Origin of the sequence: Flagellimonas maritima (assembly GCF_003269425.1) — a bacterium.
GTDB classification, from domain to species: domain Bacteria; phylum Bacteroidota; class Bacteroidia; order Flavobacteriales; family Flavobacteriaceae; genus Flagellimonas; species Flagellimonas maritima.
This window is the reverse complement of the sequence record NZ_CP030104.1, coordinates 3,629,436-3,648,352: the sequence shown is the minus strand read 5'-3', so window position 1 is coordinate 3,648,352 and position 18,917 is coordinate 3,629,436. Positions and strand designations below refer to the sequence as shown.

The following is an 18,917-nucleotide window of genomic DNA, read 5'->3' as shown; positions in this document are numbered from 1 at the left end:
ATCAAATTTCTTAATAAATAGAAAGTATAATTAGACATTTATATTTTGAGATTAGATTTCTTTATAGCCACCCTACTATTTTAATAAAATTCCAAATATCATAAGATGGCAGGACCCAATATTTTCATTCCAACTTCGGCATCGGACTTTACGTCTCCAGATCCAGCGAATGCTAATAAAATCTGGGAAATACAATCACCAATAAATTTAACTGGCGCTTCGGTAACTCTACCTACTAGTGTATACCTAAAAGATATGGGTGGGGGTTTAACTAATGGCACCATAACTTTAGAAGGTAATAGCTCGGTGGATTCATCTATTTTAAATTATGAATTGAATTGGGGTGCTGCTACCGAAGGAAAATTAACTTCACCTTTATATTTTTTTATAAAGGATAAATGGGGGATTGATGAGAATATTTTATCTCCTGCGTGGAATCATGTTATAGGTAGAGATATAGCAAATACAAATAAAGAAAGATTTAAGAAGTCGATAGAAGATGGTCATAGATTGGGAGGCAATGAAATGGTAGTCGATGATTTGGACGTATATTTTTATACAGCAGATCCGTTGAAACCTATAGAGCAAAATAACATTGTTCTTAGCGAGAGATCTATTGAAATACCGTCGGGCTTCACGCTGAGGAATAACACAAGCAATGTACATTATAGATTATACCCTGATTTTTCTTACGGAAAACATTTGTTTTCTATAAATCAGACTAAGGGTTCGTCTATAATTGGAGGAAATTTCTATGGTACTAGATTAACGCATAGATATAAAATTTTCAAGCATATAACTAATTTACCAGACCCCGGTACTACACAGATAGAAATTGCCTATGAACTAGCAGAAAACCCTACTCTTACTACTGTTACAATTACAGATGCTACAGATGAAGCACAGATTGCGCAGGATATAGTTAATCATTTCAATAATAATGTTGTTGGTTATACGGCCCAGCTAGAACCGACTTTCAACTATGTGTCAAATACTATTTTTTCAATTGACAATGGTCAAACTGGTGTACAGTTTGATTGGAACGAGAGTAATGGAGATACCTCAGGGATTGATTTTTTTGGAGGTTTAAGTGACCATTCAGGAGAATTTGGCATTTACGCTGTTGGTGCTGAAGGTTTTGTAATTAATGGTCGGGGAGGTATTGTTAGGGACATGCATGGCGACGGCATAATCGTAACCGCATCAGGTTTTGTTTTAGGTGTAGGAGGTACACAAGCTAGAAATGGTGAAATTAAGAATGTTACTGTAGATAATTGTCGGAGAATAAATGTATCTATCCTCTCAGGAGAAAATATAGATATACACAATATTACTAATTTAAATGCTGGGCAACATGATGGTATTAATTTAGGTACTTCGCCAGCTACTGCATTTAACTTTGAAGCTTTTAGACAAAGAGATCAAACCACAGGGGTAATCTCAAATGGTAATTTTAGTAGGAATTGTACAATTAGAAACTGTACTATAATAGATGCTAGACTTGGAGGTATAGAAGCGTTTAATACATTAGGACTGAGTGCTCATGGAAATACATCTAATAGCACATTTGTAGCTCCGCTATCAGAAAATGTAAGGTTTTATAATAATATTTTTGATGCTAGATTAGGGAATGATGCATCTCAAATTGCATTTAGGCAAGATGTACGTTCAGATACATTTAGCACTACTGTTAGATTAAATGATAACGCTAACTTTTCTAATAATATTATTTATGGTGATGGTACCGAAAACTTTATTGGAGCTAGAATAGAAGGTTGGGGATTAACACTAGAAGGTAATAAGTTTTATAATCTTGGTATAGCAATAAAAGCAACTGGTGCTTTAATGAATGCCAAATTGAATTTCAATCATATCGAAACATATACTGAATATAATATTGGTATTGGTATTGAAATGCTTTCCATTAATGTAGAAAATCTAGAAATAAAAGGTAATACAATTAAAGTACCAGAGCAGGCTATTCAATTAAATAACCTTAACTCAAGTATCCAAACAGGATTTCATAGAGATAGATTAGATTTAGAATTATCTGATAATTTTATTGAGTCTACTGGTGGTACATTCCCTTATTTCAGACTTGTAAGTAGTATTGTTTTATTCAATAATGTATTTTATAATAGAGTAGTTTTTAATAACTCTAGTTCAGATTTGATTATTAACCATAATGATTTTAAAGAAGGTTTACAAATTGGTGGAACTGGAGGGGGAATGGTCAATCTCCAAATGTTCGAAAATGATATTCGTAGTTCTGATACTAATGCAGCTTTTGATTTTGAAAGTAGAACTTTATCAGAGAATAATTTTATAGGAAGTAATAGGTTTTATCAACCATTAGGAACTAGCGCAATGTTGTTTGATGGCTCGGGAAGTCATGAGAATTACAAATTATTTGATAATAGGCTAGTTGTTAAAGGACCTAGTGTTAATTTGATTGATGGGACTTTAATCAATAGTTTTATATTTAATAATATAGATATTGAAACAGGAACGAACGCTCAAACGATTTCAGGAACGGGTAACAATATCGTCGATTATGGTGGAGGTTCGGGAACCACAAACTTATCAAATACTACTAGCCCAACAGGTGTAGCGATAGAAAGTAGTTCAGGGACTAATACAACAATTCCCATTGCTGATGAAACAAATGCAGGTCTTCTTTCACCATTGGATAAAACAAAACTAAACGATATAACTATCTCTAATCCTATAGATTTTGATGCAAACCAAGTTACTCTGTCCACACTTTCTCTTTTTACAACTTTGCAAACTGGTACTGGAACAGCAATACCTGTATTATATGCAGGATATATTGGAAACGCTTTATCAGCCAATAGTTCAACATCATATACTATTTCTCAAAGTGATATTGGGGGCTGGGCAAAAATTAGAATTAATTCAGTAAGTCAACCTATCGTAACTGGGGCCACACTAATTGATGGGGCTGCATTCAATCCTTCAATAGATATGTACTTAGTTATAAGAAGCAACGGGAATAGAAGTGAATATTATTTTATGCCTTACTAATGGGATATTATGAATTATTAGAATCTAGAAGAAAGGCAATATTTGATGCTATAAAAGAACCGGAGTACCAAGCTATTTTGGACGAAGCCATCTTGCAAGGCTACACTTTGCCAATTGCTACAGACCAAGCTAAACAAAATAAAATCGTTACAAATCTTAAACAGAATGGAGAATGGTTCAATAAAGATATAATTGGATATTTTAAAGGTTCTGGAGATATAGGTTTTAAGAGTATAAATTGGGTAAATCCAACAGGTGTTAAATTTATTGAGAATGGAACAGGAGGGTTAGTTTGGACAACTACTGGTGTGAAAGGAGATGGAATAAATAGTTTAGTATTGGGCTACAACCCAACTGACGATGGGGGTAACTATGCTTTGAATAACTCAGGAATAATGCTTGAAATTGTAACCTCTTTTATTTCAAATGAGGAATGTTTAAGAGCTAATTTTGGGATTACGGGTAGGTGTGTACAATTGAGAACACAAGCTACATTTCAATATATTAATTCTAATGGGTCAGGCTCTAGAGAAATTATAAATCTCAATCAAATAGGTTTTATCGGTATAACACTTTTGACGGGAACTTTCAGAGGAACACTAAATGGAGTTAATATTGAAGCAGCAACAGTTGGAAAAAATCCAGATCAAATTCCCGATACTGATTTTGAAGTTTTTAGAGTTGGGGGTGTTCGAGGAGATATGGAAATAGGTATGATATTAATAGGTTCTTCCTTTAACCATTCTAATCTTTATGATTCAATAAGCTAAACCATCACCCTACCCAAAGCCTGCACAAAAGCCTCCATTTCTTGCATGGTGCCCGTACTAATTCGTGCCCACTCGTACATAGGGGGGAAGGGCCTTCCTATAAGTACACCCTCCTTTTTCATGGCAGCGTTGACTTCGGTAATATCACGACCTGTCTTGAAGAATACAAAGTTGGTATGCGAGGGGATATACTCCAAGCCCATTTTGGTGAGACTATTATATAAATAATCTTTGGCCTGCTTATTTTTTAGAACACTGAACTTATAGAAATCATCATCTTTTAAAGCCGTTTTTGCAGCTTCTATAGCCAATACATTGGTGTTGGCCATGATACTTTTCCGCAAACGGGAAGCGATATCCGGTCTGGCAACGAGATAACCTATTCGGAGTCCTGCCATTCCGTAAACTTTTGAAAAAGTTTTGGAAACAATGATGTTCCGTTCTTTCTTGACCAACTCGACCATAGACGGATAGTCAGGTTCCGTTATGAAATCGTAGTACGCTTCATCACTAAAAATCATGGACTTATTGTCAAAAGAAGTACAAAAATCCATTAATTTGGATTTATCCAACAAAGTACCCGTAGGATTATTGGGGTTGCAGATAAAAATAAGCCCTGTCCTATTGGTCACCCTTTTGGCCATGGCATCCAAATCATGTCCCATACCACTATCCACGGGCACACGATGAACATGTGCCCCAAAATTTTCAGCATAGCGCATTAACGCCTGAAAAGTGGGGTCTGCGGCAATAATCTCTTTTCCACCTAGACTATAAGCAAGCCCTGTAGCTTTTAGCCCTTCCGTTGAGCCGCCCGTTACGACGATATGATTTTTGGTAACACCTTCCTTTTCTGCAATCATCTCGACCAATTCTGAAAAAACTATGGAGGGATATCTACAGGCAATATCAAACGATTGGGTAATAGCTGCCCTAACTTTTTCTGAAGGGCCGAAAGGGTTTTCATTGGAATTGAGTTTGACAATACCATCAAGTTTGAATGGTCTGGCCTCAAGGTTGCCCGCAATGGCATCAATTCCTCCCAAAAAAGCAAAACCGCTGGATAATCCCACGGTTTTTAGCCAATGTCTTCTATCTATATTTTTCATGGTTGATGATTTACTTTCAAAAGTTACGAAAAAGTAAACAATCACAAGGCAGGCCTATAAAGTATTCACGAGGAAAAGACCTAAATTATAAAAACAGACCTCATAGCATTAAAAATCCCGGTTGTCGGTTACATAAATAATTATCGAGTCGCTGTTAAAAAAAAAGTGTTCTACATAGTCTATCCTGCAAAAAGGGAAAATCACATAAAGTTCCTCATTGATTTATAAAGGGCAGTACTTTTGAATCTCGGATTAGACGACCTTAATATTCGCCTTTAACCCAGAAATAATACCCAGAATATTTTGCACAGTTTCTTCTATATAGTACTTTACGGCCAAGTGGGGTATCTTAATGGTGGTAAAGCCATCCTTGAAGGAATGCATTGCCTCTTCCAGGTCTTTGATTGCCTGTTCGTGGGTAATCATTTTATAATCTCTGTCAATATTTATATTGAGCTTGACCCTGGAAATTGCGACATCAACTGATTTCTTTCCATCCCACCATTCAAGCATTGGATTTGCACCTGCTTCTTTTAGGGCATAGAACAATTGAATGGCTTCTAAAGGTGTGTTATTATTGAGAATTATTTTCTTGATAAGTCGGGTATGTCTTTCGCAAAGCTCTACGCCCAAGGAATCCATTGATTCTTTGTGCTGTACGTACCCGATGTTTTTATCACAATCTTTGCATGTCATTTGTTTAGGTTAAGTTTTACTTTCTTTTACAAGATTTGGGACTATTATAACTTTTCCATTTTCGAATTCGTATAAAATTTCGATGTATAACATACCACTTTTAGACGAAATACACTTTTTTGGATGAAATGCATGGTTCAGGATAAAACCTCTTAACTTCGGATACCAAGAATTATCACCAAGTATGTTTAAGAAAATAGGCCCGGGTGTTTTGGTAGCAGCTGCCTTTGTAGGACCAGGCACAATTACGATCTGCACAATTGCAGGAGTACGTTTTGGGTATACACTCATCTGGGCGGTACTTTTGTCCATATTGGCCACTATGGTACTGCAAGAAATGGCGGGTAGGATTGGGGTCGTTGCCCAAAACGGTCTTGTAGCTGTAATAAAGCGTGAGTTGAAGGTCAAGTGGTTCCGGAATTTTATTATAGGTATAGTATTGAGTGCAATTCTTGTCGGCAACGCTGCTTATGAAGGGGGTAATATTGGAGGGGCTACCTTGGGCCTAGAGGGTATTTTTGGACAAGAATTATCCTTTTTATATCCTTTTTTGATAGGGGGTTCGGCCTTTTTTCTTTTATGGTTCAGTAGTTATAAGACCTTGGAGAAAGTCTTTGTCGGTTTGGTGGCCATAATGGGAATTTGTTTTTTGATAAGTGCAGCTATGACCAAACCATCAGTTATATCGATTGCAAAGGGAATGTTTCTTCCTTCACTACCTGAAAATAGTCTATTGACCGTGATTGCACTTGTAGGCACTACAGTTGTGCCCTATAACCTTTTTTTACATGCATCCTTGGCAAAGGAAAAATGGAAATCCAAAAGCGAATTAAAAAAGGTAAGATGGGATACGATCATTTCCATTGCCGTTGGTGGAATAGTTTCCATTGCAATAGTAATCACTGCTTCTGCGGCTCCCATAATAGAGGTAACCAATGTAATGGATATGGCCAAAGGCCTTGAGCCCCTATTTGGAAAAACAGCAATTTATTTTATGGGAATAGGACTACTGGCAGCTGGAATAACCTCTGCTATTACTGCACCCTTGGCAGCCGCATTTGTTGCCGGTAGCTGTTTTGGCTGGAATGGGGGAATGGAAAACAAAAAATTTAAATGGGTTTGGTCCACGGTATTACTGTTGGGGATTATTTCTTTATCGTTTAATATAAAACCCATCCAGATAATCCAGTTTGCCCAGATTGCCAATGGAATCTTACTGCCAATAATGGCTATATTACTTCTGTGGATCGTAAATAAAAAAACAGTCATGGGAAATCATAAAAATACCATTGTTCAAAATGTATTGGGATTTACGATTGTAGGTTTTTCGATTTTCTTGGGAGCAAAGAGTATTTTAAAAGTTATAGAATCGTTATAGATGAAAAGTTGGACCATAGACATCAACTGTGATGTTGGTGAAGGAATTGGGAACGAAGAAGCACTTTTCCCTTTCATAAGTTCGTGCAATATTGCTTGTGGCGGACACGCTGGCGATATAAAAAGTATGACAGAAATCGTTAGGTTGTCAAAACTCCATAAAATAAGAGTAGGTGCACATCCTTCATATCCTGATAAGCCAAATTTTGGACGTAAAATAATGAAGATTTCAGCGTCGGAACTAAAACAAAGTATAGTTGACCAACTTAATACTTTCAGCCGAGTGATCCGGAATGAAGATGTACCATTGCACCATATCAAGGCCCATGGGGCATTATACAATCAAACCGCAAAAGACGAATCTCTTGCAGAAATTTATCTTGAAGCGGTATCAGAATACAATAACGGTGTTTTCTTATATGTTCCTTTTGGATCTAAAATAGCGAATATTGCCATTAAAAAGGGGTTAAAAATTAAGTACGAAGCATTTGGTGACAGAAACTATAATGATGATTTAAGCTTAGTTTCAAGAAAATCCAAAAATGCGCTAATAGAAAAACCCGAAAAGGTTCTTGAACATATCTTGCCAATTATAAAAGAACATAGATTATTTACAATTCATGGTAAAATTGTTCAGATAATGGCTGATACTATTTGCGTACACAGCGATACTCAGACCGCATTGGAAATATTGATGTATCTTTCAAAGGAATTACCTTTTAAAAAGGTGCAATTACAAAAGTGAAAAGTTACCCTATCAGCATCAAACCATTTGGTCAAAGCGCGGTCTTAGTGGAATGGCCCATTAAGGTAGAAGATGACATTTTACAAGATATTCTTAATTTTATTGATGCTTTTCAGCGCCTAAACATGGAAGACTGGGAAATTTCGGCAGCATATAATTCGCTGACCATAGTCAATAACCAAGGACAGATTGATTTTATCAAAATCAAAAAACTGATAGCGGACTGTTATTTGGAGCAAAAAGCAAAAAAAATCAAAAGGAAAGAGTACTTGTGGCGTATTCCTGTCTGCTATGATAAAGCATTCGGTATAGACCTTGATGATGCTTCCAGAAGACTGGGCCTATCAGTTGAAGAAATTATTCAGATGCATACATCATTTGAATATAGGGTATATGGTATTGGCTTTTTACCAGGATTTATGTATTTGGGAGGTTTGCCAAAAGCTCTGGAAATACCAAGAAGAAAAGAGCCCAGGCTTCGTGTGGCCAAAGGATCGGTAGGGCTCGCGGCCAAACAGACGGGGATTTATCCACAGAATTCACCAGGTGGCTGGAATATTATCGGCAGATGTCCCATTCCAATTTTCAATCCTAATTTGGAAAAACCATGCTTTGTCAATGTTGGCGATAAGATTATGTTTCATAAAATATCCAAAGCTGAATACGATTTACATAAAATTGAAGGCGAAGTTGGGATATACAAACCAGAAAATGTTCAATTGAATGCTTAAAGTTCTAAAAGCAGGCTTTTTTACAAGTATACAAGACCTGGGGCGATTTGGGTACCGTAATATCGGTGTTCCCGTGTCCGGATTTATGGACAATGCAGCGGTTAGAAAGGCAAACATGCTTTTAAATAATGATTTGGATGCGGCGGTTTTGGAGATTACCATGACCGGTCCCGAATTGGAATTCGAATCCCCTACCTACATCTGCTTGTCAGGTGCAGATCTATCTTCAACCTTAAATGGTAAAACCTTGGAAAACTATCGAGTAATCAAGGTCTCTGAAGGGGATATACTTTCTTGCGGAAAATTAAAAAACGGTTTTAGAAGTTACCTTGCAATTAAAGATGGTTTTCAAACAGAGAAGGTTTTGGGCAGTCGTTCCCAGTATTTTCCAGTAACACAAAAAGCTTCAGTTCAAGATTGGGATGAAATTCCTTATAAAGAGACTCCTGATTTTAAACCAACTATTTCAGAGATAAAGACTGAAGGTAATTTTGATTTAAGAAGCCTTGAAGTTTATAAAGGACCTGAGTTCTCTATCCTGTCTGTAAATCAATTGGCAAGCTTGTTCAAAAAAACCTTCACAATTTCCAAAGAGAACAATAGAATGGCATATCAGATTAAAGAGTTGATAGGAAAACACAAACATTCCATGTTGACTTCTGGAACCTTGCCTGGCACAGTTCAGCTTACCCCTGCAGGTAGAATCATAATTTTGATGAAAGATGGGCAAACTACTGGCGGATATCCAAGAATTTTACAAATATCGAATACATCCATCTCCATACTCGCGCAAAAAAGATATAGGGACACGATTTCCTTTAAATTGATTTAGTTCAAATCTTCTTGTAAACAGTTTCAAATGGGACTCTAAATCGTGGTCCGTACACTCCTTTTTCTTCCTTGACCCCACAACCTATCACCATATTGATTTCAGCCCCACTTGGCAAACCAAGAATGCGTTTCACCATCAAAGTATCACTTCCTTCCATAGGACATGTATCATAACCAAAAGCGGCCATACTTATCATAAAATTCTGTGCGGCCAAACCAGCACTCTTGTGAGCAACAATGCGCATATCAGATTTTCGAACCTGTCGGTAGGTTGGTTTGAAAAGCCCAACTAACTGAAAAATTACATATTTGAGCCATCCCAATATCCCCAAAAAATCAAAATATACGGTCGGAATAAGTTTTTTGTAATAGTTCAGTGCAAACTTTTCCCTGCCTGAGTATTCCTCTTTGGGTTTATCGCCATAGACGGATTTCAAAAAATCAAGATTGGCTTTTGCCCTGATACGCCATAAATCCTTTCTCGCCACCACAACGACCATTTGCTTGGCAGTTTTTGCAGCATTTTGTCCTAAACAAGCCCTGGTCATTTGTTCTAGAGTATTTTTATCTATTATATGATAAAACTCCCATAATTGTAGATTGCTGCTAGTAGGTGCTAAAACCGCGTTTTCAATACAATGTTTTACCTTCTCGGAATCCAATTCAACATCACTTTTGAATATGCGTACAGAACGACGGTAATTTATGGCTTGGGTAACTGATTTTTCCATGTGGCTAAAGATACCCAAACAAGGTTTTTATACCACTTTTTTTTAAAAATGATTACAAAAGCACAAATAAATGGTGTTGTGATTATTGTTTCAACCCTGGAACGATTAATTTCACCAGCGATTAAAAAGACTGTATTTCTTTTGATACAGGCCTTTTTTATAGTTAATAAAATGATTGAATATAGGATTTCAAATTGAATTAATTCAATGAAAAACAATTAGTTAACTATTTTTTATTTTAGATGGATTTACAACCCTGAATACTGTTAAAATTATTGGGTTTTTGAAACATCTATCTTTGAATATAGGAGTAAATTCAACGAAAATCCAGATTTGAAAGAAATACTTTAATGGAATTGAACAAATACAGTAAAAATGTCACCCAAGACCCCACACAACCAGCAGCACAGGCTATGTTGTATGCTATTGGATTAACGGAAGAAGACCTTAAAAAACCGTTTGTCGGAATTGGGAGTACAGGATATGAAGGCAATCCCTGTAACATGCATTTAAATGAACTCTCCACTTACGTTAAAGAAGGAACACAAAAAGGAAATCTAGTAGGGTTGATTTTTAATACTATAGGGGTCAGCGACGGTATTTCAATGGGAACTTACGGTATGCGCTATTCACTTCCTTCACGGGATATCATTGCGGATTCCATGGAAACCGTAGTACAGGCGATGAATTATGATGGCCTGGCCACTGTTGTTGGATGTGATAAGAACATGCCGGGAGCACTTATGGCAATGATTCGATTAAATAGACCTTCAATTTTGGTTTATGGCGGAACCATCGCTTCAGGATGTTTAAAAGATAAAAAACTGGATGTGGTATCGGCTTTTGAGGCTTGGGGCCAAAAAGTTGCCGGTTCCATTGATGAAGCGGAATATAAAAGTGTTATCCAGAACGCGTGTCCCGGAGCGGGAGCATGTGGAGGAATGTATACGGCAAATACAATGGCCTCTGCTATTGAAGCACTAGGAATGGCATTGCCCTATAATTCATCGAACCCAGCTACGGGCGATAGAAAAAAACAGGATTGTATCGATTCGGGAAAAGCACTAAAACATTTATTGGAAAAAGATATCAAACCGAGTGATATCATTTCAAAAAAATCTTTGGAAAATGCGGTACGGTTGATAACGATTTTAGGAGGTTCCACTAATGCAGTACTTCACTTTTTGGCAATTGCCAAAGCGGCCGAAATTGATTTTGGATTGGAGGATTTTCAACAGATCAGCGATACCACACCATTTTTAGCTGATTTAAAACCCAGCGGAAAATATCTAATGGAGGATTTGCATCAGGTTGGGGGTGTACCCGCTGTAATGAAATTTATGCTAAAGCATAATATGCTACACGGAGATTGCCTTACCGTAACAGGCAAGACCATAGCCGAGAATCTAGCAGATGTACCGGACTTGACCGAAGGACAAGAAGTCATGAAGAATCTAGATAATCCTATTAAAGAAACAGGGCATCTTAGAATACTCTATGGGAATTTGGCCAAGGAAGGCGCTGTAGCAAAAATCACAGGCAAAGAAGGACTTCACTTTTCAGGACCCGCAAAGGTATTTGAAGGTGAGTTTGAGGCCAATGACGGTATTCGCGATGGATTGGTCAATAAAGGAGATGTGGTTGTCATTCGTTACGAAGGACCAAAAGGAGGACCTGGAATGCCAGAAATGCTAAAACCGACCGCAGCTATTATGGGCGTAGGTCTAGGAAAGAATGTTGCTTTGATAACAGATGGGAGATTTTCCGGTGGCACCCATGGCTTTGTCGTGGGTCACATAGCTCCAGAAGCACAGGATGGTGGTACAATAGCACTAGTTGAAAATGGCGATATCATAACTATTGATGCGGAAAAAAATAGTATTTCGGTAAACATATCAGATGAAGAATTGGCCATTAGAAAAGAAAATTGGATTCAACCTCCTTTAAAAGTGAAAAAGGGAAGTTTGTACAAGTATGCAAGAACCGTTTCATCGGCTTCATTGGGTTGTGTGACAGATGAAATATAGGAACTAATATTAATCTAAAATACCGACCAACTTTCTTTTTGATTGAAGGGGTCGGGGGAGAGGCTTATGGAAACAGTAAAAGCACTAAAGAAAAAACATAAAAATAATTCCACTATAAAAATAAGTGGGGCCGAAGCTATAATCCATTGTTTATTGGAAGAAGGGGTAGACTTGATCTACGGATATCCAGGAGGAGCAATTATGCCTGTTTACGATGAACTTTATAAATTCCAAGATAAACTAACGCATATATTGGCAAGACACGAGCAAGGTGCTACACATGCTGCACAGGGCTATGCGAGGGTCAGTGGAAAAGTAGGGGTGGCCATGGCCACTTCTGGGCCAGGAGCTACCAATTTGGTAACTGGATTGGCAGACGCCCAGATTGATTCGACTCCAATTGTATGCATAACAGGTCAAGTTGCTAGGCACCTGCTTGGATCTGATGCCTTTCAAGAAACCGATATTGTAGGAATTTCAACTCCTGTTACAAAATGGAACTATCAAATTACCAGAGCCAGTGAGATACCCAAAATAATGGCAAAAGCATTTTATATTGCCAAGTCTGGAAGGCCAGGTCCGGTTTTGATAGACATTACAAAGAACGCGCAGTTTGATGAGTTGGATTTTGTCTATGAAAAATGTACTGGAGTGCGAAGCTATAAACCTTATCCCAAACCAGATTTAAAATCGATAGAAGCAGCTGCAAAACTTATCAATGATGCTAAAAAACCCTACATTGTCTGGGGTCAAGGTATTATTTTGGGAGAGGCAGAAGCCGAATTGAAAAAACTGATCGAGAAAGCTGGTATTCCTGCAGCATGGACCATTATGGGTGAATCTGCAATACCTACAGATCATCCGTTAAATGTGGGTATGGTAGGCATGCATGGAAATTATGGACCAAACGTGCTGACAAACGAATGCGATGTGCTGGTAGCTATAGGTATGCGTTTTGACGATAGGGTCACGGGCAGTTTGGATACCTATGCCAAGCAAGCAAAAGTTGTTCATTTTGAAATTGACCCTGCGGAAATTAATAAAAATGTAAAAGCTCACGTGGCTGTATTGGGCAATGCCAAGCAAACTTTGAATTTGTTACTGCCCATGATCAAAGAAAACGACCATGCAACATGGAAAGCGGAGTTCGATAAAAAATATCAAATTGAATATGATACCGTCATTAAGAACGATATAACACCTTCTAAGGAAGGACTTACCATGGGCGAGGTAATCGAACAAATCAATATCGCATCAGAAAATAAAGCGGTCATCGTAACCGATGTGGGGCAGCACCAGATGGTTGCTTGCAGATATGCCAAGTTCAAACAATCCAAGAGCAACATTACTTCTGGTGGATTGGGAACAATGGGTTTTGCATTGCCAGCAGCAATAGGGGCAAAAATGGGGGCTATGGACCGTGAAGTCGTGGCCATAATCGGAGATGGGGGCTATCAAATGACAATTCAGGAACTTGGTGTCATTTTTCAACATAATGTGCCCGTAAAAATCGTTGTTCTAAACAATGACCACTTGGGTATGGTACGCCAGTGGCAAGAACTTTTTTTTGAGAGCAGATATGCTTCAACAGTAATGGTAAATCCTGACTTTGTAAAAATTGCGGAGGGCTATCATATTAAATCAAATAGGGTATCAGAACGGGCAGCACTTAAAGATGCAGTTGAAGAAATGATAGCTTCCAAAGACCCCTACTTTTTAGAAGTAAAGGTCGAAAAAGAAGATAATGTATTCCCTATGATTCCTTCGGGGGCATCTGTATCTGATATCAGACTAAAATAATTGACAATAATTACGATTACAAAACATGGAAAAGCAATGGTATACCATATCGGTTTATTCAGAAAATAATGTTGGTCTTCTCAATAGAATATCAGGAATATTCTTAAAGCGTCACATTAATATAGAAGGTTTAAATGTTTCAAAATCAGAAATCGAAGGTGTTTCAAAATTTACGATTGTAGTTTTTACTACAGAAGAATGGACGAGAAAGATTGTTGGGCAAATTGAAAAACAGGTCGAAGTCATCAAAGCCTATTACCATATAGATGATGAAACCATTTATCAAGAATCCGCATTGTTCAAAATAAAATCGGATTTACTTTTTGATGAAAGACAAATCCAAAATATTATAAAAGAGAGCAATTCTCAAATTGTGACTGTTGCTAGGGACTTTTTCGTTATTTCCAAAACAGGCAGAAGAAACGAAATAGATGAAATGCACGATGCTCTTGAACCTTACGGTATTATGCAATTTGTTAGATCTGGCAGGATAGCGGTAAGTAAAGCTGAAATGCCCATTACCAATCTTTTACAAGAATTTCAAAATCAATAATAAACTAAACCAAAAAAATAAAATGACAAATTACTTTAACACACTTTCGCTTCGGGATAAATTAACACAGTTGGGGAAATGTAGATTTATGGAAAATGGTGAATTTGCAGATGGCGTAAGCGTTTTAAAAGGAAAGAAAATCGTAATTGTAGGCTGCGGGGCCCAAGGCCTTAACCAAGGCTTGAACATGCGGGATTCAGGATTGGATATTTCATACGCACTACGGGATGCTGCTATAAAAGAAAAAAGGCAATCCTATAAAAATGCCAAAGAGAACAATTTTACCGTAGGTACTTATGAAGAATTGATTCCGAGTGCAGATTTGGTCATAAATCTTACCCCGGACAAACAACATACAAGCGTTGTAAGTACCGTTATGCCGCTTATGAAAAAAGGCGCAACGCTTTCATATTCACACGGTTTCAATATTGTAGAAGAAGGAATGCAGATAAGGGAAGATTTGACCGTAATCATGGTAGCCCCTAAAAGCCCAGGTTCGGAGGTACGTGAAGAGTATAAAAGAGGATTTGGCGTGCCAACCTTGATAGCCGTGCATCCAGAGAACGACCCGCAAGGTAAAGGTCTTGCTCAGGCCAAGGCTTATGCTGCAGGTACTGGTGGGCACAAAGCGGGAGTACTGGAGTCTTCTTTTGTTGCGGAGGTCAAATCGGACTTGATGGGAGAACAGACCATTCTCTGTGGATTATTGCAAACAGGTTCTATCCTATCCTTCAATAAAATGTTGGAAAAAGGGATTGATGCGGGTTATGCTTCAAGATTGGTCCAATACGGATGGGAAACCATTACCGAAGGACTAAAACTGGGTGGGATCACCAACATGATGGACAGATTATCCAATCCAGCTAAAATAAGAGCATTTGATTTGGCCGAAGAATTAAAAGAAATCATGCGTCCGTTGTTCCAAAAGCATATGGATGATATTATGAGCGGTCATTTTTCCAAAACCATGATGGAAGATTGGGCGAACGATGACAAAAATTTATTGAAATGGAGAGCAGAAACAGGAGAAACCGCTTTTGAAAAAACTCCCGCGGGAGACGATACTATTTCAGAACAGGAATACTATAACAATGGCGTATTGATGGTTGCCTTTGTGAAATCTGGAGTTGAATTGGCCTTTGAAACCATGACGGAATCTGGAATTATTGATGAATCCGCGTATTATGAGTCTTTGCACGAAACCCCATTAATCGCAAACACCATCGCCAGAAAAAAGCTTTTTGAAATGAACCGAGTCATTTCGGACACGGCTGAATATGGCTGCTACCTGTTCGACCATGCTTGTAAACCGCTTCTAGACAATTTTATGAAGAATATCGATACCGATGTCATTGGAAAGCATTACGGCGAAGGAGAAGATAACGGCGTAGACAATGGTAAGCTCATCGCGGTCAATAAAGCATTAAGGGGGCACCCAGTGGAAATAGTCGGAACCAGATTACGGGAATCAATGACCGCAATGAAACCGATTTAGTACACCCATATCCTTTCAAAAGAGAGGTGCACACAATGTAAAAATCGAACGATTTAATGAAGAATGTCATAAGCACTTATTTTCCTAAAGTAGAAGATATCCAAAAAGCTGCTGAAACAATTAGAAAGGTAGCTACGGAAACTCCCCTGATGGAAAGTATTCGGTATTCTTCAGAATTTGATGCTTCAATCTTTTTAAAAAGGGAAGACCTGCACAGGGTACGGAGTTATAAAATTCGTGGAGCGTTCAATAAGATAAGCTCGCTTACCGAAGAGCAATTGAAAAAGGGAGTAGTTTGCGCCAGTGCGGGAAACCATGCCCAAGGAGTGGCATTTGCCTGCAATCATCTTGGAGTAAAGGGTACAATCTATATGCCTACAGTCACGCCCAAACAGAAAATTGAACAAACTAAGATGTTCGGTAAAGAATGGATTGAAATAATTCTGACGGGTGATACCTTTGACGATGCCAATAAAATGGCGAGGGATAATTGTAGTGCTGAGGGCAAAACGTTTGTACATCCCTTTGATGACCCAAAAACAATTGAAGGGCAGGCCACTGTAGGGCTAGAACTCATAAATCAGTCGGACAAACCCATAGATTATGTTTTTGTAGCGGTTGGAGGTGGAGGTCTGGCTTCAGGGTTATGTGGAATTTTTAAAGCCCTGTCCCCGCAGACAAAAATTATTGGTGTTGAACCAGCTGGTGCGCCATCTATGAAAAAGTCCATTGAGAAGGGCGCTATCGTTAAACTGCGCACAATAGATAAGTTTGTAGATGGTGCTGCGGTACAAAAAGTTGGGGAATATACCTTTTCAATTTGTAAAGATCATCTTTATAAAATGATAACTATTCCAGAAGGCAAAGTTTGCCAAACCATTTTGGATTTGTACAATAGGGATGCCATTGTGGTGGAACCTGCAGCAGCATTGACCGTTGCGGCATTAGATGATTTTAGGGATGAAATAAGTGGAAAAAATATAGTTTGCATAATTGGAGGCAGTAACAATGACATTACGCGTACGGCGGAAATCAAGGAAAGGGCGTTGCTATATAGTAACCTAAAACACTATTTTATAATTCGTTTTCCGCAAAGACCTGGTGCACTCAAAGAGTTTGTGGCCGATATTTTGGGTCCGGACGATGATATCACACATTTCGAATACTCAAAAAAATCAAGTAGGGAGAACGCGCCCGCAGTTGTCGGTATTGAATTGAAATCTTCGGCGGATTTAAAACCATTGATCGAGCGAATGAAAACGAATAATTTTTTTGGGGATTATTTGAACGATAAGCCTGATCTTTTCCAGTATTTGGTCTAGCTTTTTTTAATAAATTATTCAGACTTTAATTAAAACGCATATAACAATGCAGAATACGAAAGAAATACCTGAGAATTTCCAAATTACGGAACAAATCCATCAGAGGCATTATCTGGTCAATGGGGATCTCAAAGAGTGGAAGGGAAATGTTACCGAAGTCATTTCAACAATTTCTTCTACAAAAGATTATAGACATACCGTTTTGGGCAGTATTCCTGATATGGGTGAAAAAGAAGCCTCAGAAGCATTGAATGCCGCAGTTACAGCTTTTGGAAAAGGTCAAGGTGTCTGGCCAACCATGAAGGTAAAAGACCGTATTGAATGTATAGCTTCCTTTGTGAAGAAAATGGAGCGAAAAAGGGAAGAAGTCGTAAAGCTTTTAATGTGGGAAATTGGTAAATCATTGCCTGATTCCTATAAAGAATTCGATCGTACGGTGGAATATATCTACGATACTCTGGAAGATTACAAACAACTGGACCGAGATTCCGCAAAGTTCCAAAAGAATGATGGAGTTTATGCGCATATCCGTAGGGGTCCTTTGGGAATTGTTCTTTGTCTGGGGCCTTACAATTATCCCTTGAACGAAACCTTTGCGCTTTTAATTCCAGCTATCATAATGGGCAACACAACTATTTTTAAGCCAGCAAAGCATGGAGTGTTATTGATTACCCACTTACTGGAAGCCTTCCAAAGTAGTTTTCCAAAAGGTGTGGTAAACATAATTTTTGGCAGGGGAAGGGTAGTTGCGGCTCCAATTATGAAAACAGGAAAAGTTGATGTTTTGGCACTCATAGGTAACAGTAAATCCGCAAACGCTTTACAGGACCAACATCCAAAAAGCAACAGATTACGCTTGGTATTGGGTCTGGAGGCAAAAAACCCTGCCATTATACTGCCCGATGCGGACTTGGAACTTACCGTAGATGAATGTATTGCTGGCACACTCTCCTTTAATGGACAACGCTGCACTGCTTTAAAAGTAGTATATGTCCACGAAGATGTGAAGCAGGAATTTTTAAAACGGTTTTCTGAAAAGGTAGATGCTTTAAAATTTGGCAATCCTTGGGACGATGGCGTAAAACTGACGCCTTTGCCAGAACCAGGAAAACCGGCCTATATCAAAGAACTATTGGATGATGCTAAAGCAAAGGGAGCAAAAATAAAGAATAAAAAAGGAGGGAAACAGTCCGAGAACTATATCTGGCCCGCCGTTCTGTACCCTGTTACAAAGGATATGCGCGTGTATAAGGAAGAGCAGTTTGGCCCAATAATTCCTGTTGTCCCGTTCAAAAAGATAGAAGAACCTTTGGATGATATGGCGGAATCCAATTACGGTCAGCAGGTAAGCTTGTTCGGAAAAGACGTATATACGCTTTCACCGCTGATAGACACATTGGCCAATCTGGTATGTAGGGTGAATTTGAACAGTTCTTGTCAACGAGGTCCAGATGTTTATCCTTTTACAGGGAGGAAAGATTCTGCACAATCTACCTTAAGTGTTCATGACGCATTGCGTTCTTTCTCCATAAGGACTTTCGTGGCATTTAAGGACAATGAGTTGAACAATGAAACTATTGAACAATTACTGGAAGCTAAAGTGAGCAATTTTTTAAGTACGGATTATATTTTGTAGAAATCCATATCAGTGAGGCTAAAAAAGTTGCAAAACGTTTTTTTGGAAT

The 18,917-nt window shown here is 38.2% G+C and carries 15 protein-coding genes; 12 read left to right on the top strand and 3 right to left on the bottom strand.

Features of this window, described 5'->3' with window-relative positions:
* Positions 1-105: 105 nt before the first annotated feature.
* A complete protein-coding gene (locus HME9304_RS16210) occupies positions 106-3,045 on the top strand; it encodes a hypothetical protein (protein ID WP_112379570.1) in 2,940 nt (979 codons plus the stop codon).
* Positions 3,045-3,815 carry a hypothetical protein gene (locus HME9304_RS16205; RefSeq protein ID WP_112379569.1) on the top strand — a complete coding sequence of 257 codons (771 nt, stop codon included), beginning with the start codon at positions 3,045-3,047 and terminating at the stop codon, positions 3,813-3,815. Before HME9304_RS16210 ends, HME9304_RS16205 begins: the two co-directional genes overlap by 1 nt.
* On the opposite strand, the gene HME9304_RS16200 is transcribed toward HME9304_RS16205, so the two are convergent.
* On the bottom strand, positions 3,812-4,924 hold the full coding sequence (locus HME9304_RS16200) for a pyridoxal phosphate-dependent aminotransferase (RefSeq protein WP_112379568.1): 1,113 nt from the start codon (positions 4,922-4,924) through the stop codon (positions 3,812-3,814). The genes HME9304_RS16205 and HME9304_RS16200 overlap by 4 nt on opposite strands.
* Positions 4,925-5,176: 252 nt before the next feature.
* Positions 5,177-5,620 carry a hypothetical protein gene (locus HME9304_RS16195; RefSeq protein ID WP_112379567.1) on the bottom strand — a complete coding sequence of 148 codons (444 nt, stop codon included), beginning with the start codon at positions 5,618-5,620 and terminating at the stop codon, positions 5,177-5,179.
* Between the two features lie 184 nt (positions 5,621-5,804).
* Here HME9304_RS16195 and HME9304_RS16190 point away from each other — a divergent pair, with 184 nt between their 5' ends.
* From HME9304_RS16190 to HME9304_RS16175, 4 genes are read left to right on the top strand one after another with little or no spacing between them, the layout of a single operon-like run.
* Complete coding sequence (locus tag HME9304_RS16190) at positions 5,805-6,998, top strand: Nramp family divalent metal transporter (protein ID WP_112379566.1); 1,194 nt, start codon at positions 5,805-5,807, stop codon at positions 6,996-6,998.
* Positions 6,999-7,742: a 5-oxoprolinase subunit PxpA gene (gene pxpA / locus HME9304_RS16185; protein WP_112379565.1), complete on the top strand. Its 744-nt coding sequence runs from the start codon at positions 6,999-7,001 to the stop codon at positions 7,740-7,742.
* Positions 7,739-8,473: a 5-oxoprolinase subunit PxpB gene (gene pxpB, locus HME9304_RS16180; protein ID WP_112379564.1), complete on the top strand. Its 735-nt coding sequence runs from the start codon at positions 7,739-7,741 to the stop codon at positions 8,471-8,473. Before pxpA ends, pxpB begins: the two co-directional genes overlap by 4 nt.
* Positions 8,466-9,305 (top strand): 5-oxoprolinase subunit C family protein, encoded by an 840-nt coding sequence (locus tag HME9304_RS16175; protein WP_112379563.1) that lies wholly within the window; start codon positions 8,466-8,468, stop codon positions 9,303-9,305. Before pxpB ends, HME9304_RS16175 begins: the two co-directional genes overlap by 8 nt.
* Before the next feature lies 1 nt (position 9,306).
* Here HME9304_RS16175 and HME9304_RS16170 read toward each other — a convergent pair whose 3' ends face one another.
* Entirely contained in the window at positions 9,307-10,035 is a 729-nt protein-coding gene (locus tag HME9304_RS16170) for a nitroreductase family protein (RefSeq protein ID WP_112379562.1), read from the bottom strand.
* Positions 10,036-10,385: 350 nt separating this feature from the next.
* On the opposite strand from HME9304_RS16170, the gene ilvD reads away from it, so the two are divergent.
* The 6 genes from ilvD to HME9304_RS16135 all read left to right on the top strand — a co-directional run bounded on the left by ilvD (position 10,386) and on the right by HME9304_RS16135 (position 18,868).
* Positions 10,386-12,062 carry a dihydroxy-acid dehydratase gene (gene ilvD, locus HME9304_RS16160; protein WP_112379560.1) on the top strand — a complete coding sequence of 559 codons (1,677 nt, stop codon included), beginning with the start codon at positions 10,386-10,388 and terminating at the stop codon, positions 12,060-12,062.
* Positions 12,063-12,128: 66 nt separating this feature from the next.
* Positions 12,129-13,862 (top strand): biosynthetic-type acetolactate synthase large subunit, encoded by a 1,734-nt coding sequence (ilvB, locus tag HME9304_RS16155; protein ID WP_112379559.1) that lies wholly within the window; start codon positions 12,129-12,131, stop codon positions 13,860-13,862.
* Positions 13,863-13,887: 25 nt separating this feature from the next.
* A complete protein-coding gene (gene ilvN / locus HME9304_RS16150) occupies positions 13,888-14,415 on the top strand; it encodes an acetolactate synthase small subunit (protein WP_112379558.1) in 528 nt (175 codons plus the stop codon).
* Positions 14,416-14,437: 22 nt separating this feature from the next.
* Positions 14,438-15,910: a ketol-acid reductoisomerase gene (ilvC, locus tag HME9304_RS16145; protein WP_112379557.1), complete on the top strand. Its 1,473-nt coding sequence runs from the start codon at positions 14,438-14,440 to the stop codon at positions 15,908-15,910.
* 56 nt (positions 15,911-15,966) lie between these two features.
* On the top strand, positions 15,967-17,232 hold the full coding sequence (gene ilvA, locus HME9304_RS16140) for a threonine ammonia-lyase (protein WP_112379556.1): 1,266 nt from the start codon (positions 15,967-15,969) through the stop codon (positions 17,230-17,232).
* 46 nt (positions 17,233-17,278) lie between these two features.
* Positions 17,279-18,868 (top strand): NADP-dependent glyceraldehyde-3-phosphate dehydrogenase, encoded by a 1,590-nt coding sequence (locus HME9304_RS16135; RefSeq protein WP_112379555.1) that lies wholly within the window; start codon positions 17,279-17,281, stop codon positions 18,866-18,868.
* The last annotated feature ends 49 nt before the right edge of the window (positions 18,869-18,917 follow it).

Coding starts and splice junctions, on each gene's coding strand:
- HME9304_RS16210 (WP_112379570.1), top strand. CDS start 106: ATGGCAGGACCCAATATTTTCATTCCAACTTCGGCATCGGACTTTACG.
- HME9304_RS16205 (WP_112379569.1), top strand. CDS start 3,045: ATGGGATATTATGAATTATTAGAATCTAGAAGAAAGGCAATATTTGAT.
- HME9304_RS16200 (WP_112379568.1), bottom strand. CDS start 4,924: ATGAAAAATATAGATAGAAGACATTGGCTAAAAACCGTGGGATTATCC.
- HME9304_RS16195 (WP_112379567.1), bottom strand. CDS start 5,620: ATGACATGCAAAGATTGTGATAAAAACATCGGGTACGTACAGCACAAA.
- HME9304_RS16190 (WP_112379566.1), top strand. CDS start 5,805: ATGTTTAAGAAAATAGGCCCGGGTGTTTTGGTAGCAGCTGCCTTTGTA.
- pxpA (WP_112379565.1), top strand. CDS start 6,999: ATGAAAAGTTGGACCATAGACATCAACTGTGATGTTGGTGAAGGAATT.
- HME9304_RS16175 (WP_112379563.1), top strand. CDS start 8,466: ATGCTTAAAGTTCTAAAAGCAGGCTTTTTTACAAGTATACAAGACCTG.
- HME9304_RS16170 (WP_112379562.1), bottom strand. CDS start 10,035: ATGGAAAAATCAGTTACCCAAGCCATAAATTACCGTCGTTCTGTACGC.
- ilvD (WP_112379560.1), top strand. CDS start 10,386: ATGGAATTGAACAAATACAGTAAAAATGTCACCCAAGACCCCACACAA.
- ilvB (WP_112379559.1), top strand. CDS start 12,129: ATGGAAACAGTAAAAGCACTAAAGAAAAAACATAAAAATAATTCCACT.
- ilvN (WP_112379558.1), top strand. CDS start 13,888: ATGGAAAAGCAATGGTATACCATATCGGTTTATTCAGAAAATAATGTT.
- ilvC (WP_112379557.1), top strand. CDS start 14,438: ATGACAAATTACTTTAACACACTTTCGCTTCGGGATAAATTAACACAG.
- ilvA (WP_112379556.1), top strand. CDS start 15,967: ATGAAGAATGTCATAAGCACTTATTTTCCTAAAGTAGAAGATATCCAA.
- HME9304_RS16135 (WP_112379555.1), top strand. CDS start 17,279: ATGCAGAATACGAAAGAAATACCTGAGAATTTCCAAATTACGGAACAA.